19 protein-coding genes and 1 tRNA gene are annotated in these 22,584 nt (G+C 71.8%); 14 read left to right on the top strand and 6 right to left on the bottom strand.

Annotated features, from left to right (window positions below):
• Position 1: 1 nt before the first annotated feature.
• The 4 genes from AB0J72_RS32370 (at position 2) to nudC (ending at position 4,917) form a co-directional block, all read left to right on the top strand.
• Positions 2-1,189 (top strand): S8 family serine peptidase, encoded by a 1,188-nt coding sequence (locus AB0J72_RS32370; RefSeq protein ID WP_363405179.1) that lies wholly within the window; start codon positions 2-4, stop codon positions 1,187-1,189.
• Positions 1,190-1,278: 89 nt separating this feature from the next.
• Positions 1,279-2,574, top strand: a complete 1,296-nt coding sequence (locus tag AB0J72_RS32365; protein WP_363405177.1) for a pitrilysin family protein — start codon at positions 1,279-1,281, stop codon at positions 2,572-2,574.
• Positions 2,571-3,902 (top strand): pitrilysin family protein, encoded by a 1,332-nt coding sequence (locus AB0J72_RS32360; protein WP_363405175.1) that lies wholly within the window; start codon positions 2,571-2,573, stop codon positions 3,900-3,902. Before AB0J72_RS32365 ends, AB0J72_RS32360 begins: the two co-directional genes overlap by 4 nt.
• 46 nt (positions 3,903-3,948) lie before the next feature.
• Positions 3,949-4,917 carry an NAD(+) diphosphatase gene (gene nudC, locus AB0J72_RS32355; protein WP_363405173.1) on the top strand — a complete coding sequence of 323 codons (969 nt, stop codon included), beginning with the start codon at positions 3,949-3,951 and terminating at the stop codon, positions 4,915-4,917.
• A 4-nt stretch (positions 4,918-4,921) separates the two neighbouring features.
• Here nudC and AB0J72_RS32350 read toward each other — a convergent pair whose 3' ends face one another.
• Both AB0J72_RS32350 and AB0J72_RS32345 read right to left on the bottom strand, forming a co-directional pair.
• A complete protein-coding gene (locus AB0J72_RS32350; RefSeq protein WP_363405171.1) occupies positions 4,922-5,521 on the bottom strand; it encodes a hypothetical protein in 600 nt (199 codons plus the stop codon).
• A gap of 57 nt (positions 5,522-5,578) precedes the next feature.
• Complete coding sequence (locus AB0J72_RS32345; protein WP_363405169.1) at positions 5,579-5,824, bottom strand: mycoredoxin; 246 nt, start codon at positions 5,822-5,824, stop codon at positions 5,579-5,581.
• Between the two features lie 85 nt (positions 5,825-5,909).
• Between AB0J72_RS32345 and AB0J72_RS32340 the strand changes: the two genes are divergently transcribed.
• The 3 genes from AB0J72_RS32340 (at position 5,910) to AB0J72_RS32330 (ending at position 9,175) form a co-directional block, all read left to right on the top strand.
• A complete protein-coding gene (locus tag AB0J72_RS32340; protein ID WP_363405167.1) occupies positions 5,910-8,030 on the top strand; it encodes an ATP-dependent DNA helicase UvrD2 in 2,121 nt (706 codons plus the stop codon).
• Positions 8,031-8,169: 139 nt separating this feature from the next.
• Positions 8,170-8,676: a hypothetical protein gene (locus AB0J72_RS32335; protein ID WP_363405165.1), complete on the top strand. Its 507-nt coding sequence runs from the start codon at positions 8,170-8,172 to the stop codon at positions 8,674-8,676.
• Positions 8,677-8,794: 118 nt separating this feature from the next.
• Complete coding sequence (locus tag AB0J72_RS32330) at positions 8,795-9,175, top strand: WhiB family transcriptional regulator (RefSeq protein WP_344504016.1); 381 nt, start codon at positions 8,795-8,797, stop codon at positions 9,173-9,175.
• 685 nt (positions 9,176-9,860) lie between these two features.
• Here AB0J72_RS32330 and AB0J72_RS32325 read toward each other — a convergent pair.
• The 3 genes from AB0J72_RS32325 to AB0J72_RS32315 form a co-directional block, all read right to left on the bottom strand.
• Positions 9,861-11,204 carry an AarF/ABC1/UbiB kinase family protein gene (locus AB0J72_RS32325; protein ID WP_363405162.1) on the bottom strand — a complete coding sequence of 448 codons (1,344 nt, stop codon included), beginning with the start codon at positions 11,202-11,204 and terminating at the stop codon, positions 9,861-9,863.
• A 9-nt stretch (positions 11,205-11,213) separates the two neighbouring features.
• The gene (locus tag AB0J72_RS32320; RefSeq protein WP_363405160.1) at positions 11,214-12,347 is read right to left on the bottom strand and encodes a TOMM precursor leader peptide-binding protein; all 1,134 of its coding nucleotides are present in this window, start codon (positions 12,345-12,347) and stop codon (positions 11,214-11,216) included.
• Between the two features lie 243 nt (positions 12,348-12,590).
• Positions 12,591-12,743 (bottom strand): DUF5679 domain-containing protein, encoded by a 153-nt coding sequence (locus AB0J72_RS32315; protein WP_190251171.1) that lies wholly within the window; start codon positions 12,741-12,743, stop codon positions 12,591-12,593.
• 371 nt (positions 12,744-13,114) lie between these two features.
• Between AB0J72_RS32315 and AB0J72_RS32310 the strand changes: the two genes are divergently transcribed.
• Together AB0J72_RS32310 and AB0J72_RS32305 are read left to right on the top strand one after the other, a co-directional pair.
• A complete protein-coding gene (locus tag AB0J72_RS32310; RefSeq protein ID WP_363405158.1) occupies positions 13,115-13,639 on the top strand; it encodes a M48 family metallopeptidase in 525 nt (174 codons plus the stop codon).
• Positions 13,636-14,259, top strand: coding sequence for a hypothetical protein (locus tag AB0J72_RS32305; RefSeq protein WP_363405156.1), 624 nt, complete (start codon positions 13,636-13,638; stop codon positions 14,257-14,259). Before AB0J72_RS32310 ends, AB0J72_RS32305 begins: the two co-directional genes overlap by 4 nt.
• Positions 14,260-15,457: 1,198 nt before the next feature.
• Here the strand turns inward: AB0J72_RS32305 and AB0J72_RS32300 are convergent.
• The gene (locus AB0J72_RS32300) at positions 15,458-16,903 is read right to left on the bottom strand and encodes a zinc-dependent metalloprotease (RefSeq protein ID WP_363405154.1); all 1,446 of its coding nucleotides are present in this window, start codon (positions 16,901-16,903) and stop codon (positions 15,458-15,460) included.
• Between the two features lie 56 nt (positions 16,904-16,959).
• On the opposite strand from AB0J72_RS32300, the gene AB0J72_RS32295 reads away from it, so the two are divergent.
• The 5 genes from AB0J72_RS32295 to AB0J72_RS32275 all read left to right on the top strand — a co-directional run bounded on the left by AB0J72_RS32295 (position 16,960) and on the right by AB0J72_RS32275 (position 22,542).
• Positions 16,960-17,985, top strand: a complete 1,026-nt coding sequence (locus AB0J72_RS32295) for a PDZ domain-containing protein (protein ID WP_363405152.1) — start codon at positions 16,960-16,962, stop codon at positions 17,983-17,985.
• A gap of 61 nt (positions 17,986-18,046) precedes the next feature.
• On the top strand, positions 18,047-21,013 hold the full coding sequence (locus AB0J72_RS32290) for a UPF0182 family protein (protein ID WP_363405150.1): 2,967 nt from the start codon (positions 18,047-18,049) through the stop codon (positions 21,011-21,013).
• A gap of 121 nt (positions 21,014-21,134) precedes the next feature.
• Positions 21,135-21,208 (top strand) — tRNA-Met (locus AB0J72_RS32285).
• A 397-nt stretch (positions 21,209-21,605) separates the two neighbouring features.
• Positions 21,606-21,728 (top strand): hypothetical protein, encoded by a 123-nt coding sequence (locus tag AB0J72_RS32280; RefSeq protein ID WP_363405148.1) that lies wholly within the window; start codon positions 21,606-21,608, stop codon positions 21,726-21,728.
• 163 nt (positions 21,729-21,891) lie between these two features.
• A complete protein-coding gene (locus AB0J72_RS32275) occupies positions 21,892-22,542 on the top strand; it encodes a sporulation protein (protein ID WP_363405146.1) in 651 nt (216 codons plus the stop codon).
• The last annotated feature ends 42 nt before the right edge of the window (positions 22,543-22,584 follow it).

Genomic DNA, 22,584 nt, shown 5'->3' with positions numbered 1-22,584 from the left:
GGTGAAAAAGGCCGCAGTGGTTGCAGGGGTCGTGCTCGCGCTCGTTCCGGTGAGCCCGGCGCACGCGGACGGCATCCGTGACGATCAGTGGCACCTGCAGTGGCTGCGGGTGAGCGAAGCCAACGAGAAGACCCGCGGCGAGGGCGTCACGGTCGCGATCGTGGACAACGGCGTCGACCGCAACCACATCGACCTGACCGCCAGCGTGCTGCCGGCGATCTACACCAACGGCTCGCCCACCCCGCCCGGCGACCCCGACGGGCACGGCACGGCGCTCGCCGGGCTGATCGCGGGGCAGGGGCACGGCGCCAACCGGCAGAACGGGGTGCTCGGCATCGCGCCCGGCGCCGACATCCTGCCGGTCGTCCTCGGCAGCCCGGCCACCCCCGACCCGACCGGCGCCCGCACCGTCACCCCGGACCAGCTGGCCGAGGGGATCGAGCTGGCCACCGTCCGCGGCGCGAAGGTCATCGTCGTCGGCTACTCCGTCGGCGGGAGCGAGCGCCTGCAGCAGGCGGTCCGCGAGGCGCAGGCCGCCGACGCGATCGTCGTCGCCGCCGACGGCAACCGGGCCGGCGAGGCGTTCGAGCCCTACCCGGCCGCGTACGACGGGGTCCTCGCCGCGGTGCCGCTGTCGCGCGCCGGCGACGTGCTCGTCGCGTCGGACAGCGGCCGGAAGCTCGGGTTCGGCGTGCCCGGCGAAGAGATCATGACCACGAACACCGGCGGCGGCTACCGCGTCGACGCCGGGAACATGGCGGCCGGCGAGCTGGCCGCGGTGGTGGCGCTGGTCCGGGCGGCGTACCCGAAACTGCCCGCCGACGAGATCGTGCACCGCCTGACGGTCACCGCCGTCGACGCCGGTGACAAGGGCGTCGACCCGCAGTTCGGCGTCGGCCGGGTCGACCTGGTGCCCGCGCTGACCAGGACGATCCCGCTCGCGAAGCCGCCGGCGCCATCGGTCGCGCCGTCCCCGTCGGCCACCGCGTCGGCGCCCGCCGCCGGGCAGCCGGTCGCGGAGCCGCTCCCCGCCCGGTCCCGGGGGCCGCTGGGATGGCTGCTCAGCCTGCCGCTGGTCGTCTTCATCGGGGCGCTGCTCTGGTACGCGCTGCGGGCCGAGCTCCGCCTCCGGCGCGCCGCCGCCACGGGTGATCCGGCACCCGCCCGCGACGACGAGGCGATGGTGTGAACACGACGGAACGGGACGAGTCGGCGGTCGGCGACGGCGGATCGCGCGGGAGGGGATAGATTCGACGGGTGCCTCGTCGTAGTCCCGCTGTGCGGATTCCCGCGTCCAAGTATCCGGTCGAGCGCCTCACCCTCCCCAACGGCCTGCGGGTGGTGCTCACGCCCGACCGGGCCGCTCCCGTCGTCGGCGTAGCGGTCGTCTACGACGTCGGCATCCGGTCGGAGCCGCAGGGCCGCACCGGCTTCGCGCACCTGTTCGAGCACCTGATGTTCCAGGGCTCCGAGAGCCTGGAGAAGCTGGCCCACTTCCGCTACGTGCAGGGCTCCGGCGGCACCTTCAACGGGTCGACCCACTTCGACTACACCGACTACTTCGAGACGCTGCCGTCCAACGCGTTGGAGCGGGCGCTGTTCCTCGAGGCGGACCGGATGCGCTCGCCCCGCCTGACCGAGGAGAACCTGCGCAACCAGGTCGACGTGGTCAAGGAGGAGATCCGGGTCAACGTGCTCAACCGGCCGTATGGCGGCTTCCCGTGGCTGCGGCTGCCTCCGGTCATGTTCGACACGTTCGCCAACGCGCACGACGGCTACGGGTCGTTCGACGACCTGGAGTCCGCGACCGTCGCCGACGCCGCCGACTTCTTCGACCGCTACTACGCGTGCGGCAACGCGGTGCTCGCGGTGTCCGGCGACTTCGACGTGGAGACCGCGACCGCGCTGGTCGAGCGGCACTTCGGTGACGTGCCGGCGCGCCCGGCCCCGGCCCGGCCCGACTTCGCCGAGCCCGACCTGACGAGCGAGCGCCGCGACTCGTACGAGGACCGGCTGGCCCCGCTGCCGGCGGTCGCCGCGGCGTGGCGCGTGCCGGACCCGATCAACGACATCGAGGCGTACCTGCCGTACGTGGTCCTCGCCGAGGTGCTCACCGACGGTGACGCGTCCCGGCTGGTGGAGCGCCTCGTGCTGCGCGACCGGACGGTGACCAGCGTCGGCGGGTATGTCGGCTTCATGGGTGAGCCGTTCGCGGTGCGCGACCCCACCGCGCTCGTCCTGCAGGCGCACCTGCCCCCGGGCGGCGACGTCGACAAGGTGCTGCGCACGGTCGAGGAGGAGTGCCAGCGCATCGCCACCGACGGCCTCGGGCCCGACGAGCTGAGCCGCACCCAGGCCCGCATGGCCACGCACCTGCTGCGCGACACCGACGCGGTGCTCGGCCGGGCGCTGCAGATGGCGGTGCTGGAGCAGCAGCGCGGCGAGCCCGAGCTGCTCAACCAGCTCCACACGCTGATCGGTGGGGTCACCGAGGAGCAGATCATCGCCGCGGCGGCCGAGCTGGTCCCGTCGCGCCGCGCCGCGGTCGAGGTCATTGCCGGAGGAGCCAAGTGACTGCCGAAACCCTGCTCCGCACCGTGCCGGTGCTCGGGCCCAACCGCCCGCTGAAGCTGCCGAAGACCGTCGAGCGGACCCTCGACAACGGGCTGACCGTGATCGCGCTGCGCCGCCCGTCGGTGCCGCTGGTCGAGGTGCGGCTGCGGGTGCCGTTCGCGAAGGCGCACCTGGCCCGCGCCGCGCTGCTGACGCAGACGGTGCTGTCGGGCACGACCGCGATGTCGACCGTCGACATCGCCGCGGAGCTGCAGAAGGTCGGCGGCGGGCTGTCCGCCGGCGCCGACCCCGACCGGCTGCTGATCTCCGGCAACGCCCTCGTCAGCGGGCTGGACCGGCTGCTCGACCTGCTCGCCGAGGTGCTCACCGACGCCAACTACCCGGCGGAGGAGGTCAGCACCGAGCGGGCCCGCCTGGTCGACCGGATCCGGGTCGCGCAGAGCCAGCCGAGCCACCTCGCGCGGGCCGCGCTGCTGAAGCGGATGTACGGCAAGCACCCGTATGCGGTGCAGACCCCGGCGCCGGAGCACGTCGAGGCGGTCACCCCCGGCACGCTGCGCACGCTGCACGCCGAGCGGCTGCACCCGGCCGGCGCGACCCTCGTCATCGTCGGCGACATCGCGCCCGACAAGGCGATCGCCGCCGCCGAGCGGATGCTGGCGAAGTGGGACGGCGCGGGCGCGACCGTGGAGCTGCCGCCGACCCCGGAGCTGAAGCCGGGGCCGCTGACGATCGTCGACCGGCCCGGGTCCGTGCAGTCGTCGCTGCGCCTGGCGCTGCCCGCGGTGACCCGCCGGCACCCCGACCACGCGGCGCTCCAGCTGGCGAACCTCGTCTTCGGCGGCTACTTCTCCTCCCGCTGGGTGGAGAACATCCGCGAGGACAAGGGGTACACGTACGGCCCGCACTCCCTCGTCGAGCACGCCGTCGCCGGATCGGCGCTGGTCGTCGCCGCCGAGGTCGCGACCGAGGTGACCGGCCCCGCCCTGCTGGAGACGCTGTACGAGCTGGGCCGCCTGGCCAGCATCCCGCCGAAGGAGGACGAGCTGGAGCAGGCCCGCCAGTACGCGCTCGGCACCCTCCAGCTGGGCATGTCGACGCAGGCCGGGCTGGCCGGGCTGGTCTCCACGTACGCCGGCTTCGGGCTGCGGCTGGACTACCTGGCCGAGCACGCCGCCCGGCTCGCCCGCGTCAGCCGCGAGGACGTGGCGGCCGCGGCCGCGCAGTACCTGGCGCCGTCGCGGATCGCGGCGGTCGTCCTCGGCGACGCGGAGAAGATCGAGCAGCCCCTGGCCGCGCTGACGGCGGTCACCCGAGCCGCATCATGAGTTCGCTGTCACGCGCCGCCGGCCCGGGCACGACGGGGGCGGGGGCATGACCGAGCTGGCAGCGCCGGCACCCGAGCTGGGTGCCGGCGGTGGCGTGCCCGAGCCCGTCGCCGCCCGGCCCGGGCCGCCGCTCGCGAGGGGCGTGCTCGACCGGGCGGCGCATCGCCGTACCGATGCGGAATGGCTGAAGGAGGCCTGGTCGCGGGCCCGTGTGGTGGTCGTCGACGACGGGCACATGCTCGTCCGCGGCGACGACCCGCCCGAGCTCGTGTTCGTGGAGCCGGCCGACGCGCCGCCGGGCGAGCGGTTCTTCCTGGGCGAGGACACCGACGGCACCGTGTACTTCGCGGTCGCCGCCGACGTGACGGCGCTGCCCGGCACCCGGCGGGTGTCGCTGCGCCAGGTGGGCCACGCGCTGCCGGACCTGCCGGCCGGGCTGTTCATCACCGCCGTCGGGCTGGCCAACTGGCACTCACGGCACCCGTACAGCCCCCTCAGCGGCAAGCTGACGGTCCCGGCGCAGGGTGGATGGGTCCGCACCACCGACGACGGCGCAGAGACGCTGTGGCCGCGCACCGACCCGGCGGTCATCATGCTGGTCCACGACGGGGTCGACGGGCCTGACGGGCGGTGCCTGCTGGGCTGCAACGCGCAGTGGGCGCAGGCCGGCGGGGTCCGGCGCTACTCGACGCTCGCCGGGTTCGTCGAGCCGGGGGAGTCCGCCGAGATGGCGGTCGCCCGCGAGGTGCTCGAGGAGGTCGGCGTCGTCGTCGGCGGCGTCACCTACGTGGCGAGCCAGCCGTGGCCGTTCCCGGGGTCGCTGATGCTGGGCTTCCACGCCACCGCGCCCGTCGGGGCACCCGTCGTCGTCGACGAGGAGGAGATCCTCGAGGGGCGATGGTTCTCCCGTTCCGAGATTGCCGCGGTACTGGACGGCAGCTCGCGCGCGTTCGGCCTGCCGTTTCCCGCGTCGATCGCGCACTACCTGATCACGGAGTGGCTCGGTTTCTCCTGAGCGATCACGGAGTGGCTCGGTTTCTCCTGAGCGCGTCGCGGTGCCACTGCGCGCACCAGCGGTCGAGGACCCCGGCGGCGTGCGCCGGGGTCACCTCGCGGATGTCATAGTCGATCTTGTGTGAGCCGAACGCCTGCGTCGGGTGCCAGGCCAGGTCGCGCCACAGCGCCTCCTCCGCCACCTGCCCGGCGGGGTCGACGACCCGGCGCAGCAGCGACAGCGGCGCCTCGGGCGTCGTCTCGCCGTCGAGCCGGACGAAGTACGTGATCAGCGGCCGCGCGGCCACCGGCGGCCCGGCCCGCCACGCCCGCAGCGCGTCGTCGGTCAGCCGCGCGCCCGGCTCCGGCTCGGGCGCGCGGTACTCCTGCCGCACCATGTGCCGCAGCAGGTCCGGCTCGGGCGCGAGCCCGTCGTCGAGAACCTCGGCGACGAACCGCTCCGGCCAGACCCACACGCCGTCGGTGTGCAGCACGCCCTGCCCGCGGCCGATCGTGGCGCCGCCGGACAGGTACCCGGCGATGCGCCGCCGGAGCCCCGGGTCGGCCACCCTCGGCCGCTCGGGCGCCATGACGGCACCCAGTGCGTAGTCGCGAGCCACCCGCATCCGGCCACCGTAGTGAGCCGGCTGCGCGCTGTGAAGGCCTTGGTGCGGTTTTGTCCGTCAGCCGCTGACCGCGTTGGCCAACTGCGCCTTCACCTGGACGATGGTCGGGTTGGTCAACGCCGTGCCGTCGTCGAACTTCAGGGTCGGCACGGTCTGGTTGCCGCCGTTGACACTCTCGACGAACTTCGCCGCCGCCGGGTCCCGCTCGATGTCGATGACCTGGTACTGGATGCCCTCGCGATCCATCTGCGACTTCAAGCGGTGGCAGTAGCCACACCACGTGGTCGAGTACATGGTCAGCATCCGGTGGTCTCCTCGTTGGGATCGCTGTCGATTCCGGTAGGTACTTCGACGGAAACGTCATACCCGGCTGGAATGATGCCTACCTGTGGCGGACTCCTCAAACCCACTCTCAGGTCTTGACCCGGAGCAGGCTGCCGTGGTCACTGCCCCGGCCGGCCCGCTGTGCGTCCTCGCGGGCGCCGGCACGGGCAAGACCAGGGCGATCACCCACCGCATCGCCCACCGGGTCCGCTCCGGGCACGTCCGTGCCCAGCACGTCCTCGCCGTCACGTTCACCGCCCGGGCCGCCGCCGAGATGCGCGCCCGCCTCGGCCAGCTCGGCGCCGGCGGCGTCCAGGCCCGCACGTTCCACGCCGCCGCGCTGCGCCAGGTCCGCTATTTCGCCCCGCGGCTCTTCTCCGGCCGCGAGATGCCCGAGCTGCTGGACAGCAAGGCCCGCCTGGTCGGCCTCGCCGCCACCCGCGCCGGCGTCAAGATCGACGGCACCGGCGCCCGCGACCTCGCCAGCGAGATCGAGTGGGCCAAGTCGTCGCTGATCGAGCCCGCCGACTATGCCGTCGCCGCGGGCAAGGCGCTGCGCGAGCCGCCGTTCGACGCGGCCAAGGTCGGCGAGGTCTATGCCGCCTATGAGCGGGTCAAGCGCGCCCACGGCGTGATCGACTTCGAGGACATGATCCGGGCCGCGATCTGGGCCATGGAGGAGCACGAGGACGTCGCGGAGCAGATCCGCTCGCAATACCGGCACTTCGTCGTCGACGAATACCAGGACGTCAACCCGATGCAGCAGCGGCTGCTGGAGTCGTGGCTCGGCGACCGCGAGGACCTCACCGTCGTCGGCGACGCCAGCCAGACGATCTACTCGTTCACCGGCGCCAGCGCGTCCTATCTCGTCGACTTCAAGCGCCGCCACCCCGACGCCACCGTCATCCGGCTCGTCCGTGACTACCGGTCCACCCCGCAGGTCGTCGCCCTGGCCAACTCGGTCATCGGCCAGGCCCGCGGCGAGCTGGCCCGGCTGCGCCTGGAGCTGATCGGGCAGCGCCCGCCGGGCGCCGAGCCGGTCCTGCGCTCGTTCACCGACGAGCCGCAGGAGGCCGCCGCCGTCGCCGCCCGCTGCGGCGAGATCATCGCCTCCGGCACGCCGGCCGAGGAGGTCGCCGTGCTGTTCCGGGTCAACGCGCAGTCCGAGGTCTACCAGGAGGCCCTCGCCGAGGCCGGGGTGCCCTATGTGGTGCACGGCGCCGAGCGGTTCTTCGAGCGCGCCGAGGTCCGCCAGGCGATGATCGCGCTGCGGGCCGCGACCCGGTCGCTCGACCCCGGCGCACCCCTGACCGAGTCGGTCACCAAGGCCCTGGAGGGCGTCGGCTGGCGCGCCGACCAGATCCCCGCCGGCGGGGCCTCCCGCGAGCGGTGGGAGGCGGTGTCGGCGCTCGTCACGCTCGCCGAGAGCATGCCGGCGCTCGGCCTCGAGGCGTTCAACGAGGAGCTCGCCCGCCGCGCCGCCCTGCAGCACGTGCCGACGGTCGCCGGGGTGACGCTGTCGTCGCTGCACTCGGCGAAGGGTCTGGAGTGGGATGCCGTGTTCCTCGTCGGCCTCGCCGAGGGCACGATGCCCGTCATCCACGCCCGCACCCCCGACGCGGTCGAGGAGGAGCGCCGACTGCTCTATGTCGGCGTCACCCGTGCGCGTCACACCCTCTGGCTGTCCTACGCCGGCGCCCGCACGCCCGGCGGCCGTCCCCGGCGCGCCACCCGCTTCCTGCCGGCGCTGGAGCCGGGGCGCGCGTCCGGTGGCGGTTCCGGCGCTGGTTCGTTCGCGAGGAGCGCGCCGGGGATCGGCAAGAGCGAGGTGGCCGCCCGAGTGAAGCGCGCCGTCGCAGTCTCGTGCCGGGTCTGCGGTGCCGGGCTGCTCAGCGGGCCGGAGCGCAAGCTGGGCCGCTGCGCCGGCTGCCCGTCCGACCGCGACGAGGAGCTGCTGGCCAGGTTGCTCGACTGGCGGGCCCGGCTCGCCGCCGTGCAGAAGGTCCCGGCCTTCGTTGTATTCACGGATGTCACTCTCGCCGCGATCGCCGAGCGCCGTCCGGGGCGCCGCGAGGAGCTCGCCGTCATCGCCGGCATCGGCCCCCGGAAGCTCGGTCTGTACGGCGACGACGTGCTCGCGCTGGTGTCCGGCCGCACCGTCGAGGACCTCGTCGGGAGCGACTGATGTCGATGGGCGGAAAACTGACAAGAAGTTTTCCCGGAAATTCGATTGCCCTACCCTGAAGGCGCGACATAGCCTGCGAACACGAACGCCGGAGCCCCGGCGGCCGACCCATGACGAGTGTGGAGAGAAGGTGCGACCCGTGAAGCTCTATATCTCAGCCGAGCTGCAGCCGGCGTTGCATGCCCTCTGCGCCCCGTCCGCTCTGTGGCAGGAGTCTGCCGTCAGAGGCGTCTCCGCTTTGGCCTTCCCGATCCCGACCGTTGCCTCCGCTCCGGCCGCTGCCCCGATCGCGTCCTTTGCGGTCACGGGTGGCGCCGCGGCCCTGGGCGGCGTCTCGGTTCCGGGTGGCGTCGAAGTCCAGGGCAGCAGGGTCTCCGCGACCGGTCTGGGCGGCGTCAAGGTTCAGGCCGTTTCGGTTCAGGCCGTTTCGGTTCTGGGTCGCGAGGCCGGCCGAGGCACCACCAGCACCATCGAGCGCGACCGCACCGTTGAGCAGATGCCCGCCGTTGGCGTCCAGCTGCTCGACCGGCGGGGAGTCCAGGTTCAGGGGACCAGTGGGCTCACCGCGAACGACAAGCACGACCTGACGGCTCCGAAGCCCAACGGCGGAGTCCGCGGCACACCACCTCGAGGCAGGCCGGTCTAACAGACCGACTTACCGGCTCACCTCGAGGCCGCGGAACCCGACACCGGGATCCGCGGCCTCAGTCATTTGCACCGACGATCACCACCAAACGATCGAGAAACAGAAAGGGGTGACCGGGATGAGCCTGGCCTTGGCATCGCGCGATGTGCGCGTTGAGAGCGCCGACGAGCGTCTCCTTGTCGCTGCTCGGGGCGTGAAGTCCGACCTGCCGTGCCGCACCTTCGACCCGGACCTGTGGTTCGCCGACTCGCCGGCGGAGCTCGAGCTGGCCAAGTCGCTCTGCGTGGAGTGCCCTCTGCGCGTCGAGTGCCTGGCCGGCGCCATCGAGCGCGCCGAGCCCTGGGGTGTCTGGGGTGGCGAGATCTTCGAGCGCGGTGCGGTCGTCCCGCGGAAGCGTCCGCGTGGCCGTCCGCGTAAGGAGGACGTCGCTCGCGACGCCGTCCTGCGGGTCGAGGTCGCAGCTCGCACCGCGGCCGTGGCCGCGAGCGTGGCGGCCTGACATGAGTGCACATCCGTTGCCAGCCAGCCGAGGCCTGCGCGCCGCGCAGCCGACCCGGCTTCAACTCACCGACGTTCGCACCATCTCCCTGAGGAGCATGACCGTGTCTTTGCAACTACTCCACGAAGCACTCTCCCGAGCCCGAATGCGTCAGCCTCAGGCTGTCCGTCACTCTGAGGCTTCTTCGTCCGCCCGTCAGATCGCGATGCGCGCCCGCCGTGAGCAGGAGCGTCAGCTGAGCCGACACTGATCCGACCGCAACACACAGAGCGGGCCTCCCGGTGCCACCGTGGGGCCCGCTCTGCCTTGCTTTGTCCGCGTACGGCAACCCCATCCACATCACACCGCCGCGGTTCACAACCAGCGCTGCCCCACTCTGAACGCCGAACTCCCGCGGGCGGTCTTGGTCACCCGCGGGGCGGTCGTGGCCGTGGTCGCCGTGATCGAAGTCGCGTGGTGGCTGTCCGGACGGCCAGGGCCGTCCTTCGATCATGGTGGTGGCTTGAGGGGTTCGCCATCCCGGTGGTTGCTGTCCGCGTGCGGGCGACCTCGTACACCCGCGGCCGTTGATGCACGATCAGCGCGACTGCCTCGGCTGCACCGATGTCGGCACTGCTTCCGGGGCGCTGATCTTCGCCCGTCGCCGTGGTCAGGTGACGGTTCTGGTCGTTTCCGCGGCCTGGGGCTACTCGGACTTGCGGCGGCGGGTGGGCTTCTTCGGTTCGGCGAAGCCGGGTAGCCAGCGTTCGATGATCTCGCGGTACGGGGCCTCGGCCTCCAGCTGGCACAGCACGCCGATCGAGCCGAGTGTCACCCGGTGCGTGAGCATGTACGAGGGCGGGAGGTTGAGCTGGCGGCTCATCGCGTACGCGGGGCTCTTCGGGTTGGCGAGCCGGCCCGCCTCGGCGCGCAGCCAGGCGCGGCTGAAGCGGAACCTCGGCTCCGCGACCGGGTCCAGCATGGGCCTGATGTAGCTCAGCACCGCCGCCGCGTCGATCTTCGCGTCGCGCTTCACGAAGCCCTCGTCCTGCAGGCCGGACAGGACCGCCTCGGCGTCGCCGGCGAGGGCGAGGCGGGTCAGGCGGCCGATCACCTCGGGGTGGCCGCCGGGGAGGCGGGCCACCGCGCCGAAGTCGAGGACCCCGAGGCGGCCGTCGGGCAGCATGCGGAAGTTGCCGGGGTGCGGGTCGGCGTGCAGCAGCTCAGCCCGGGCGGGGGCGGAGAAGTGCAGCAGCGCCATCCGGGTGCCCGCCGCGTCGCGCTCCTCGACGGTGCCGGAAGCGATGATCGTCGACAGCGGCACGCCCTCGATCCATTCGGTGACGAGGACCCGGGAGGACGACGCGAGGACCTGCGGCACGCAGATGTCGGGGTCGCCGTCGAACGCCGCCACGAACGCGCGCTGCGAGGCCGCCTCCAGCTCGTAGTCCAGCTCCTCGGTGACCCGGTCCCGGATCTCCTGCACGAGCGGCTTCACGTCGAGACCCGGCTGGATCGCCTTGAACAGCCCGGCGAACCTGGCCAACTGGTTCAGGTCCGCCCGCAGCGCCTCGCCGGCGCCCGGGTACTGCACCTTCACGGCCACGTCGCGGCCGTCGGCCCACACGGCCTTGTGGACCTGCCCGATGCTGGCCGCGGCGGCCGGCTTGTCGTCGAAGTCCTTGAACAGCTCCCGCCAGTCCTCGCCCAGCGAATCGCGCAGCACGGCGTGGACGCTGGCGGCCGGCAGCGGGGGAGCGGCCTCCTGCAGCTTCGTCAACGCCGCCCGGTACGGCCCGGCGAGGTCCTCCGGCAGCGCCGCCTCGAAGACGGACAGCGCCTGCCCCATCTTCATCGCACCGCCCTTGAGCTGCCCGAGGACGCTGAACAGGTGCTCGGCGGTGCGCCGCTGGACGTCGGCGGACACCACGTCGGCGGCCATACCGGTCACTCGCTTGCCCAGGCCGAGCGCGGCCCGCCCGGCCAGCCCGAGAGGAAGCGACGCCAGTCGTGCGGTGCGGGCGACTGCGCCCCTAGGGATCTCGGTCACACGTCATTCTTACCCGTTCTGCGCTGCACGACGACGGCGACGGCAGTCACAGCGCGGATGGGCCACCCATTCCCGGCGTCTCAGCTCACCGGCGCGGGGAATCTCGACGATCGCCGCCTCGGTCCGCGCCGCCGCCCCGTCGAGGAACGCGAGCACCTCGTCGGCGGCGAACGCCACCCCCGCGAGCGCCGTCGCCGACGCGCACGGCTCCCCGTCGCCGGGCGGCGCCGTGGCGAGCTGCGCGGCGAGGACCGGCCAGATCGGGTCGCGATCCCGCCGGTGCAGGTCCAGGCAGGCACGGCAGGGGGAGGCGGCCGGTCGTACCAGGGGACCGACGAGCACGGTGCCGAGCCGGACGGTCAGCTCCAGCCGCGCGAGGCTCGCCAGCCGCAGCCCCCGGCCGGCGAGCGCGGGAGGATGGCGGTCGCCGACCCGCACCACGAGGTCGACGTGGTCCGTCCGGGCCGCGGACAGGTCCACCCCCGGCGCGTACCTGGCGACGGCGCCACCGGTCGCGACCGCCCGTGAAACTCCCACCTCGTCGGCGAGCAGGCCGCCGACCAGGACGTCCCCCATCCCGGTGACCCCGTCGACGACCGGGTCGACGTGCCCGACGCCGCTGGCCGCGAGCAGCGCCGCGAGCGGTGCCAGCAGCGGGCCGTCCCCTGCGATGACGACGCGGGAGGCGTACCGGCGGCGAAGCACCTCGGCGGGCGCGGTCCGTTCGGGTTTTCGCCGCGTGCCCTCTTTGTGCCCCGGTGTCCCGGTCGCGTCGCCGGGCGTCGCGTGGGGCGGCGGGGGCTGCTGGCGCAGGCGCAGGGCGATCGCGGCGGCCTCGACGCTCAGCCGGCGGTGCACCGGCGCCGGCAGACCGGCCGGGACGAGCGCGTGCGCGGCGACGACCAGCCCTTCGTCGCGCAGCGCCTGTACCAGGCTGAGCACCTCCGCCGAGGTCAGGCCGAGCGATTCCCCGGCCGCGACGACCGCGGCCTCGGTGTGCGCGCCGTCGAGCAGGTCCAGCATCCGGGCCAGCTCCGGCCGGCACAGGTGCAGCACGACGGCGCCGGCTGGGTCGGTGCCGAGTTGGACGGTCTGCCTGTCACGCCACAGGCGGCGGAGGTTCGGCAGGAGTGTCGGTCGCATGACCGGGAGACTGCCACCGGCGCAGGCTCCGGCCGGGGTGGTTGTCCACAGGGATATCCACCGCCGGCCGGACTTGTCCACAGCCAGCCGCCGAGTTGTCCACAGGGAAAGGCGCAAACGCTGTAAAGCGCGCGGGCCAACCTTGCTGCTCTAGCGCGACGATCTCGGGGCTCACGCGCCGGGCGGGGGCGGCGAGGAGCCGATGTGTACGGCCCGCCGACGGCGGCCGTGTTTGTTTGCGTCTCAGGCCTTACCGAGGATCCGGTTGACCGTGGTGCCGCAGACGGGGCAGGCACCCTTGGCCATTTTCATGCCCGTCTTGGAGATCGCGATCTCGCCCTCGAAGTCCCGCTTCTCCTTGCACTTGACGCAGTAGCCGTTGTACGTCTCGGCCACGATGCCCTCCTCATCTCGGTCCGGTGCACGCACCGGTGTTGACCAGCTAGGTCGACGTGGTGAGTGTGCCTTGTCGGACACTCGGGGAAAGTGCGGTAAGACGGGACACGCCGAGCGTAATCGGAAGATCTTCCTCTAACCGCACGCTACACACTATGCACAGGCTGGGGATAACTGTGTGGGCAACGGTGTGGGTTGCTGTGGATGAATTGCCGCCGAGCGGCCTCACCAGGCCGACGACCGGTGGAATCTTTCCGGCGAGCCGCCACGAATGGGTGACATACGGGCGCCCTCCACAAGATTGGCCCTTGCGGAGGGATGGCCGTTTCCGGCTAGCGTTCCTCCGTGAGCGGTACCCTGAGGGGGCCGGCATGACACGTAAGCCGGTCATCGAGGTGCGGCGCAGCAAGCGCCGCCGACGTACGGTGTCTGCCTACCGTGATGGTGAGCGGGTCGTCGTGCTGATCCCCGCGCAGTTCTCCCGGGCGGAGGAGCGCGAGTGGGTCGATCGCATGCTGGAGCGCCTGGCCGTCCGCGAGCAGCGGGCCCGGCGCACCGACAGCGAGCTGACGGCACGCGCGCAGCGGCTTGCCGCCCGCTACCTGCCCGACCATCCCAACGCCGCCCGCCCGACCAGCGTGCGCTGGGTGCAGAACCAGAACGGGCGTTGGGGCTCGTGCACGCCGGCAGACGGTACCATCCGGATCTCGCACCGAGTTCAGGAGATGCCCGACTGGGTGATCGACTACGTTCTGCTGCACGAGCTGTCACACCTGGTCATCGCCAACCACAGCGCCGCCTTCTGGGCGCTGGTCGGCCGCTACCCGAAGTCCGAACGGGCGCGGGGGTATCTTGAGGGGGTGTCGGCGGCAGCGGGTCTCGGGATCACTGAATGACCGGGCCGCTCTCCTCTCCGGCGGTCCCGGGCGTCTCGGCTGCCGTCATCGTGCTCCTCGTGCCCACTCCGTGGTCGCCACCGGGCGTTGACCCGTCCTCGTGGCGCGCCGCCCTGGCCGAGGACGTCGTCGACCTGATCGCCCCGCTGCCGCTCGTCCAACCGGCGATCGCGGCGCTCCCCGACGACCTGCCGTTGGCCTCGAAGATCGCGTGGCCGAGCATGCCGCAGTACGAGCTGCCGACCCTCTCGATCCGCGCCGCCCTCTCCGCCGCCGCAGCCGACGGCCACGAACGCGCCGTCGTCCTCATGGCCGACGCCCCCGACCTGCCGGCGATGCTGATCGGCAAGATGATCCGTCCTCTGTCGACCCGGACGGTCGCGGTCGCCCCGGCCGCGGGCGGCGGCCTCCTGGGCCTGGCGTGCCGCCTGCCGGTCCCCTCCTGGCTGCCTGACCTGGATCCCGAGACCGCGGACGTCGCGACCGCCCGCCGCCCCGCCCCCGAACCGACGATGGTGGCCTCCGCCCCCGGCTGGCACCGCCTCCGCACCCCCGACGACCTCCGCCACCTGGACCTGGCTCTCGACGGCTGGGACGCCACCCGTTCCCTGCTCTCCTGACCCCCCCGCCGACCCGCTGGCGGCGGATGCGTGAGGGATGGATAGCGGAGAGTGAGACCGCCCAGATCAATTAGGCGGCCTGAGGTACGGTGTGATTGACCGGTCAGCGCCGTTCGAACCTGGTCGCGTAACTCTTTGACGAGCGCCGCGGGCCGCATTCAACGCTTTGGCCGCTCCCTCGGGGACGTCGCCTTCCTCCGGCCCGTCACTGCGGTCGCCCGCCCGTTGGGGTCGCCGGCAGCCTGTCGCTGCGGTGGCGTCGCTGCGGTCGCCGGCGTTCGAGTTGTGCTCCGGTCGCTCGGCTCGTGCTGGCCGGCCGCAGGGGGCATGACGTCGGTTGCGGGTCTGCCGGCCACGAGGGACCGGGCGGCATGGTGCGGAAGCTGTTCGGCGGCAGCGAGGATCGTCGGCGATGATCCGCGGCCGCGCCGGATCGGCGGGTAGTGAGGACTGCTGCTTGTCGGCTCGTCGCCCCTCGCTGCCAGGTCGTCGCCCGCCGGCGGCTAGGCCACCTCGGCGCCCTTGCCGCTCTGGCCGGCGCCAGCCGCGGCAGCAGGAGGCCAGCTCGCCGTGCTTGCCGGCAGCAGGGCCCGCTGGCAGTCAGAGCTGCCGCGGTGGCGTTGCGGTCACGACACGGGCCTGGCGGGTGCCCGGTGACCACAAGGCAGCAGCCGTCCCGCTCAGACTGACTGCGCTGCGCCCCGGGCGGCTGCGAGGGTCGGGTGACTGAGCCGGGGCCCGGCCGGCCCCAGCGGCTGCAAGGGGGCGGTCGCGAGAGAGCGCGCGGAGCGGCGCACGGCCCGTCAGGCGCGAAGGTTGGGCCGGTGGTGAGGGACCGTGAAGGACGCTCGGGTCGTGCCGGGGTGGGAGATCGGCACGCGGCCCTGGCAGCGGCGAAGGGCCGGTGGCCACAAGGGACACTCGGGCCAGGCCGCGAGTCGCGGGATCGGTTCACGGGCCGTCGGCCACGCTACGAAGGACCGCCATAAAAGCCTGCTGACCTGCGAAGGACCGCCGAACTGCGGAGGTCCGCTGGCTGCGAGAGGCCGCCAGTCATGAAGGCTCGCCGGGCTGTGAGGGGCCGGTAGTTGCGGCGGGTCTGGGTGCGCCCAGAGGTGTGTCGAGCTGTGGGCGGGAGCGGGAGATCCAGTGGCTGTTGGCCGTCTTGGTGGATCTCCCGCGGTTGCCTCGCCTGGGGTCAGGGTTTTGGCTCGTTGCCCGGCTCGCTGGGGCCGGGGTCGTTGTCCGGTGGGGTGTTGCCGGCTGCGGGGTCCGAAGTGTCCTTCGACGGCTTCTCGTCGGTGAGGCCCAGGCCGCTGAGGTCGTCGCTGAAGCCGAGGTCGCTCAGGTCCAGCTGGGTCCGGGCGAACAGATCCGGATCCGCGAACGCCTCCTCGTCGGGCAGCAGGTCGGGGTGGTCCCAGAGCGCGTCGCGGCCCGCGACGCCGCGGTGTTCGGCCAGGGCTGCCCACAGGGCCGTGGCCTCGCGGAGGCGGCGGGGGCGCAGCTCGAGGCCGACCAGGGCGGCGAACGTCTGCTCGGCCGGGCCGCCGGCGGCGCGGCGGCGGCGGAAGGCCTCGGAGAGGCGGACCACGTCGGGGAGACGGTCGCCGGCGGCGCGGTCCACGACGTGGCAGACCCAGCCTTCGATGAGGGCGAGCGCGGTCTCCAGCCGGGCGAGCGCGGCGCGCTGCTGCGGCGTGTCCTCGGGGGTGAAGATGCCCTCCAGGACGAGCTCCTGCGGGTCGCTGCCGAGGGTTGAGGGGTCGATGCGGCTCATCGCCTCTTCGATCGCCTCGCGGTCGACGTGGATGCCTGCCGCGTACGCCTCGACGGCGGCGAACACGTGGCCGCGCAGCCACGGGACGTGGCCGAAGAGTCGCTGGTGGGCGGCCTCGCGGAGGGCGACGTACAGGCGGACCTGGTCGTCGGGGATCTCCAGGCCCCGCCCGTATTCGGCGATGTTGGCCGGGACCAGCGCGGCCGAGCCGGCAGGGCCGAGGGGCAGGCCGATGTCGCCGGCGGAGAGGACCTCGGCGGCGAGGGAGCCCAGGGCGGTGCCCAGCTGGCCGCCCAGCAGGGCGCTGCCGAGCGACGCGACCATCGAGGTCATGGGGCCCATCTGGGCGCGCATCTCCTCGGGGACCAGCTCCGTCATCGCCGACACCATCCTGGCGGCGACGGGGTCGCAGAGCTTGCGCCAGACGGGCAGGGTCGTGTTGAGCCACTCGCCCCGGCTCCACGCGGCGGTGGCGCGCACGCCGGACGGCAGGGCGGACTCGGGGTCGATCCACAGGTCGGCCAGGCGCAGCGCCTCGATGACCGCGGCGCGCTCCGCCGGCGTCACGGAAGGGTCACCGACCGGTTTCGCGGCGTCAGGATCGGCCGTGTTCGCTGGTGGCGTAACCGCCGTGCCGGGCATGGCGAAGCCGACAGGGAACTGGGCGAGGCCGCCGGCGGGTCCGCCGCCGGTGAGGTGGGCCTGCGCCAGCTGGCGTGCCAGATCCCAGTTGACCGGGCCGCCGCCGGGCGTGGCGAACAGTTGCTGCAGCTGGCTGAGGAATTGCTGCATCTGGCGCGGATCGTTGGGATCCGGCACCTCGCCGCCGGGCGGACCGAAGCCGAACGGGATGTCTGCGGGCATGTTCCAAAGGTACTCGCTTCCGATGTCAGAAATCGGAGAGCGCTAGGCTCGCCGCCATGAGACGTCGTGGCGTGACCGTGTTGGTCGGCGCGTTGCTGCTGCTGTTGCTGTCCTGGCAGACGACCGTGTTGAAGGTGCCTTACGTCGAGATGGGCCCCGGACCGACGTACAACACGCTCGGCGCCGGCGACGACGGCAAGCCGATCATCAATGTCAGTGGGGCGACGGTCACGAAGTCGGCCGGGCAGCTGCGGATGACGACGGTGTCGGTGCAGCCGCAGATGACGTTGCTCGAGGCCATGATCGGCTGGTGGCAGAAGGACCGCGCGGTGGTGCCGCGTGAGCTGATCTACCCGCCGAACCGCACGGAGCAGCAGGTCAACGAGGACAACAAGAAGGACTTCCAGGCGTCGCAGTCCTCGGCGGAGACGGTCGCGCTGCGCGAGCTCGGCTATCCGGTCCTGGTCGCCGTCGACGAGGTGTCGGAGGGCTACCCGGCTGTGGGTCAGCTGCAGAAGGGCGACGTGATCACCGCCATCGACGGCACCCCGGTGACGTCCCTGGCGAAGCTCACGGAGCTCATCCGGGCGAAGCCGGCCGGCACGTCGCGGCAGGTGGAGTACACCCGCGGCGGCAGCAAGGCGACCGCGAGCATCGCGACGAAGGCCGGCGACGACGGCAACCCGCGACTCGGGGTCGTGGCCAAGACGTCCCAGCCGCACCCGTTCGAGCTGTCGATCCAGCTGGACCGCATCGGCGGGCCGTCGGCCGGGCTGATGTTCACGCTCGGCATCATCGACACGATCAAGGAAGAGGACCTGACCGGCGGGATCGTCATCGCCGGCACGGGCACCATCGACGACGAGGGCAACGTCGGGCCGATCGGCGGCATCCCGCAGAAGCTGGTCGCGGCGAAGGCGGCGAAGGCCAAGGTCTTCCTCACCCCGGCGGCCAACTGCGAGGAGGCCGTCGCCAACGCCCAGCCGGGCCTGCCATTGATCAAGGTCAGCACCGCCGACGAGGCGCTCGCCGCACTCGAGCAGTTGCGGGCCGGTCGTACACCAGCGTTGTGTGGTCCATGACTACGCTGAACGAGTTTCCATACGCGAACGGGCGGAGCCGACCGTGGTAATGCGTAATCCGATGACCAGGGTGAGCCGACGTGGTCGGGTCACGATCGTCGTGCTGGCGGTCGTCTTCCTGCTCTTCACCCTCTTCGACCGGATCGTCGGTGCCTGGACCGACTATCTGTGGTTCTCCGAGGTCAAATACACGGGCGTCTTCTCGACCGTACTGACGACCCGCCTGTGGATGTTCCTGATCTTCGGGGTTTCGGTCGGGCTGATCATCGCCGGCAACCTCTACCTGGCGTACCGGACCCGCCCGCTGCTGCGGCCGCACTCCGCCGAGCAGCACGCGCTGGACCGCTACCGCCTCTTCCTGCTGCCGCACATGACGATCTGGGTCGTCGCGGTCGCCGGGCTGATCGGCCTGTTCTCGGGCCTGTCGGCGCAGGGGCACTGGCAGGACTGGCTGCTGTTCAGCAACAGCACGCCGTTCGGGCAGACCGACAAGCAGTTCGGCGTGGATCTGAGCTTCTACGTCTTCGAATACCCGTTCTGGCGGTACGTGCTGGGCGTCGCCTTCACCGCGGTGGTCTTCTCGCTGCTGGGCGCGCTGGCGCTGCACTACCTGTTCGGCGGGGTGCGGCTGCAGGGCGCCGGCGAGCGCATGACGACCGCGGCGCGCGCCCACCTGACCGCGCTGGTCGCCGCGTTCGTGCTGCTCAAGGCCGCCGCGTACTACCTGGACCGGCGCGGCCTGCTGCTGGACAAGTTCCCGACCCAGGACCTGTACGGCGCCGGCTACACCAACATCAACGCGCTGCTGCCGGCGAAGGAGATCCTCGCCTGGATCTCGATCGTCGTGGCGATCGCGATCCTGGTGTTCTCCAACGCGTTCATGCGCAACCTCGTGTGGCCCGGCCTGGCGCTGGGCCTGCTGGCGCTGTCGGCGGTCGCGGTCGGCGGGATCTACCCGGCCGCGGTGCAGTCGTTCACGGTGAAGCCGAGCCAGCTGCAGAAGGAGGCGCAGTACTTCCAGCGCAGCATCGACGCCACGAGGCTGGCGTACGGGCTGAACACGGTCGACGTCAAACCGTACGCGTCGCGGAACCAGGAACCGCCGACGAACCTGCCGTCGTACGACGAGACCGTCACCAACATCCGCCTGCTCGACCCGACGGTCGTCGGCGAGACGTACACGCAGCAGCAGCAGGTCCGCGGCTTCTACGAGTTCAACCCGAAGCTGGACATCGACCGGTACACGATCAACGGCAAGACCCAGGACTACGTGGTCGGCGCCCGTGAGATCAACTACAACCAGCTGCAGCAGAACAACTGGCAGAACCGGCACTCGGTGTACACGCACGGTTACGGGTTCGTCGCCGCGCCGGCCAACCAGGTCGTCTGCAACGGCCTGCCGTTCTACGTGTCGGGCTTCCTCGGCGAGCAGACCAAGCCGGTCGGCGACCAGGGCCAGCAGTGCGCGTCGCAGCAGGACCTGATCCCGGTGAAGGAGCCGCGGATCTACTACGGCGAGCAGATGGGTGAGGTCTACGCGATCACCGGCCGGGCGCCCGGCACCACCGCCGGCGCCGAGTTCGACCGGCCGACCGCCAACGCCGGCGACCAGTACTCCACCTACGACGGCGCCGGTGGCGTCGCGGTCGGCTCGTACTGGCGGCGGCTGCTCTACGCGGCGGAGTTCCGCGAGACGAACTTCCTGCTCTCGGGCGTGTTCAACGCGAACTCGAAGGTGCTGTACGTGCGTAACCCGGAGGACCGGGTCCGCAAGATCGCGCCGTTCCTGACGCTGGACAGCGACCCGTACCCGGCGGTCGTCGACGGCAGGATCCAGTGGATCGTCGACGGGTACACCACCTCGGCGACGTACCCGTACTCGCAGCGCATCGACTGGAACACCGCGATCCAGGACTCGTCGACCAACAGCCGGATGTTCCCCGAGCCGCGCCAGGACGTCTCGTACCTGCGCAACTCGGTGAAGGCGACCGTCGACGCGTACAGCGGTGAGGTCACCCTGTATGCGTTCGACGAGAGCGACCCGATCCTGAAGGCGTGGAACAAGGCCTTCGGCAACAAGCTGGTCAAGCCGCGTTCGGCGATCTCGCAGTCGCTGCAGGACCACCTGCGCTACCCGGAGGACCAGTTCAAGGTCCAGCGTGACCTGCTCAGCCGCTTCCACGTCACCACGCCGAACGGGTTCTTCTCCGGCCAGGACTTCTGGGAGGTGCCGAAGAACCCGGCGAACCCGACCGCGGACCAGCCGCCGTACTACATCGTGGCCAAGCTGCCCAACCAGGACAAATCCCGGTTCCAGCTCACGACGGCGCTCGCCCCGCGCAGCCGCGGCAACCTGGCCGCGCTGATGTCGGCGTCGTACGTCGACGGCAAGCCGGTGTTCGAGATCCTGGAGCTGCCGCCGGACACGAACATCCAGGGTCCGGCGCAGATGCACAGCACGATGACCGGCATCGGCGACGCGCGGCGGGAGCTGACCCAGTTCAGCTCCCAGAACTCCGAGGTCATGTACGGCAACCTGCTCACCCTGCCGGTCGCCGACGGCATGCTGTACGTCGAGCCGATCTACACGCGGACGAAGAGCGACAAGACGTACCCGACGCTCCAGCGGGTCCTGGTCGCGTACGGCCCGAACTACAAGGCCTACGCCAACAACCTGGCCGACGGCCTCGCCGAGCTGGTGAAACAGGCGACCGGTCAGGCGCCCGTCCCCGGCAGCGGCGAGAACGGCGGCGAGCCGACCGTGCCGGCGACGGGCAACCAGTCCGGGTCTCCGCAGGTACAGGCGGCGATCAACGACATGAACAAGGCGATCGCCGACCTCAAGGCGGCCCAGGTCGCCGGCGACTTCGAGGGGTACGGCCGGGCGCTCAAGGCGCTGCAGGACGCGATCGGCCGCTACGAGGCCGCGGTGAAGGCCGCGACCCCGGCGGCGACCCCGTCGGTGGGGGCGTCACCGAGCGTCTCGGCCGGCGCGAGCCCGTCGGTCTCGCCGGCCCCGTCGGGCTGAGCGACGTCGAGCATCGAGGGGCCGTCGCACTCCGGTGCGGCGGCCCCTCGTGACGCCGGACACGGTCACCCGTAAGCGATTTGGAAGACGCGACAGCCGTGCGCTAACCTGGACAAGCCGACGCGGGGTGGAGCAGCTCGGTAGCTCGCTGGGCTCATAACCCAGAGGTCGCAGGTTCAAATCCTGTCCCCGCTACAACCGCGACGCCCCCTGCTCACGCCGGGGGCGTTTCGCATTGGCGGTCTCCGCATCCCCGCGCGAGCGGAGCTCGCTCCCCACAGGGGGAGCTTCGCTCCACCCTCGCCCCCTCAAGACCGGCGCGCCCCGACGGGTTTTGTCAGTCTTGGGCTGCGTTGGGGGGATTGCTTGTTCTGCGAACTTTGCGGAGTGTCGGTTCCCGACTGATTGCTTACGCCCCTGCATGCCACCACGGCGTCACCTCGTCGGCCTGGTGCGCAACTACACCTACGGCAAGGTCGGCAACCTACCTGCTGGCCGAGGCCGGGCGCGAGCGTCGACCGGTACATCTGCGACGTCGGCGGCCGGCGGTTCAGTTTCCGTTACGTCAACGGCAAGACCTTTCCTGCTCGGCGTGGAGCTGAAGTGCGCGGCCGGCGTGCTCACCGCCATCCGGTGGTACTCGTACTCCAGCGGCACCGTGGCGATGCGGACCTCGGCCGGCCTGACCTGGCTGGTCACGGACTGCCAGGGGTGATCACCTTCCGGTGGCGCTGAGGGTCGAGAAGTAGGTGAGAGAGGGAGTCGATGAACATCTGCGCCTGATCCGGGCGGCAATGTCAGGTGTGCTGCGAAAGCGGGAAACCGTACAGCGCCACGTGTTAGTGTCGGTTCCTGGTGTGAGGGCGAGGAGCGTCGGAATGTTCGGATCGGCGACGCTCGACGAGCGCGGGGTGCGGCCGGGGACGATGGCCGCCGGGCAGGTGCATCTCGGCGGCGCCCGGGAGGACCTCGCCGTGGACGGGGTGGCCGTGACGCTGATGACGGTGGTCAGCGGCGTCGAGGTCGACGTCCTGCGGTGCGACGTGTCGGCGGGGTTCACGCTGGCCGCCGGGCGGAGCCGGGCGATCCCGTTCGAGCAGCCGCTGCCGTGGGAGACGCCGTTCACGCACTTCGCGGGCGAGCACCTGCCGGCCGTGTCGGTGCGGCTGCGGACCACGGTGACCGTCGCGGGGAAGCCAGTCGACGTCGGCGTGACGCCCGTGACGGTGCACCCGACGGGCGGGCAGTGGCTGGTGCTCGACACGCTGCGGCGGCGGGGGTGGACGTTTCCGCGCTGCGAGGTGCGGCAGGGGACGGTGCCCGGGGTCAGGCAGACCGACCCGTTCCTGCAGTGGTTCGAGTGCGAGGGCCCGGACGCGGGCGGCCCGCTGCGGCTGACGTTCGTCGCCAACCCGGTCGGCGTCGACGTCCTGATCGCCGGCGGGGGCCGTGACGAGCGGTTCGCGGTGCGGCACGACGCCGAGGCGCTCGAAGCGCTCGAGGCTCGCGCCACGGTCCTGAGCGCGTAGCAGAGGCGTACACGCGAAAGGGCGGCCACCGGAGCACCGGTG

This window comes from Dactylosporangium sp. NPDC049742, from assembly GCF_040674675.1.
GTDB classification, from domain to species: Bacteria; Actinomycetota; Actinomycetes; order Mycobacteriales; family Micromonosporaceae; genus Dactylosporangium; species Dactylosporangium maewongense.
This window is presented reverse-complemented; position numbering and strand designations above follow the sequence as displayed.

Bases quoted from the DNA above. Each gene is read 5' to 3' on its own strand.
- AB0J72_RS32320 (WP_363405160.1), bottom strand. From the start codon at position 12,347: ATGCGACCGACACTCCTGCCGAACCTCCGCCGCCTGTGGCGTGACAGG.
- nudC (WP_363405173.1), top strand. From the start codon at position 3,949: ATGACCGAGCTGGCAGCGCCGGCACCCGAGCTGGGTGCCGGCGGTGGC.
- AB0J72_RS32345 (WP_363405169.1), bottom strand. From the start codon at position 5,824: ATGCTGACCATGTACTCGACCACGTGGTGTGGCTACTGCCACCGCTTG.
- AB0J72_RS32290 (WP_363405150.1), top strand. From the start codon at position 18,047: ATGACCAGGGTGAGCCGACGTGGTCGGGTCACGATCGTCGTGCTGGCG.
- AB0J72_RS32305 (WP_363405156.1), top strand. From the start codon at position 13,636: ATGACCGGGCCGCTCTCCTCTCCGGCGGTCCCGGGCGTCTCGGCTGCC.
- AB0J72_RS32295 (WP_363405152.1), top strand. From the start codon at position 16,960: ATGAGACGTCGTGGCGTGACCGTGTTGGTCGGCGCGTTGCTGCTGCTG.
- AB0J72_RS32310 (WP_363405158.1), top strand. From the start codon at position 13,115: ATGACACGTAAGCCGGTCATCGAGGTGCGGCGCAGCAAGCGCCGCCGA.
- AB0J72_RS32330 (WP_344504016.1), top strand. From the start codon at position 8,795: ATGAGCCTGGCCTTGGCATCGCGCGATGTGCGCGTTGAGAGCGCCGAC.
- AB0J72_RS32350 (WP_363405171.1), bottom strand. From the start codon at position 5,521: ATGCGGGTGGCTCGCGACTACGCACTGGGTGCCGTCATGGCGCCCGAG.
- AB0J72_RS32275 (WP_363405146.1), top strand. From the start codon at position 21,892: ATGTTCGGATCGGCGACGCTCGACGAGCGCGGGGTGCGGCCGGGGACG.
- AB0J72_RS32300 (WP_363405154.1), bottom strand. From the start codon at position 16,903: ATGCCCGCAGACATCCCGTTCGGCTTCGGTCCGCCCGGCGGCGAGGTG.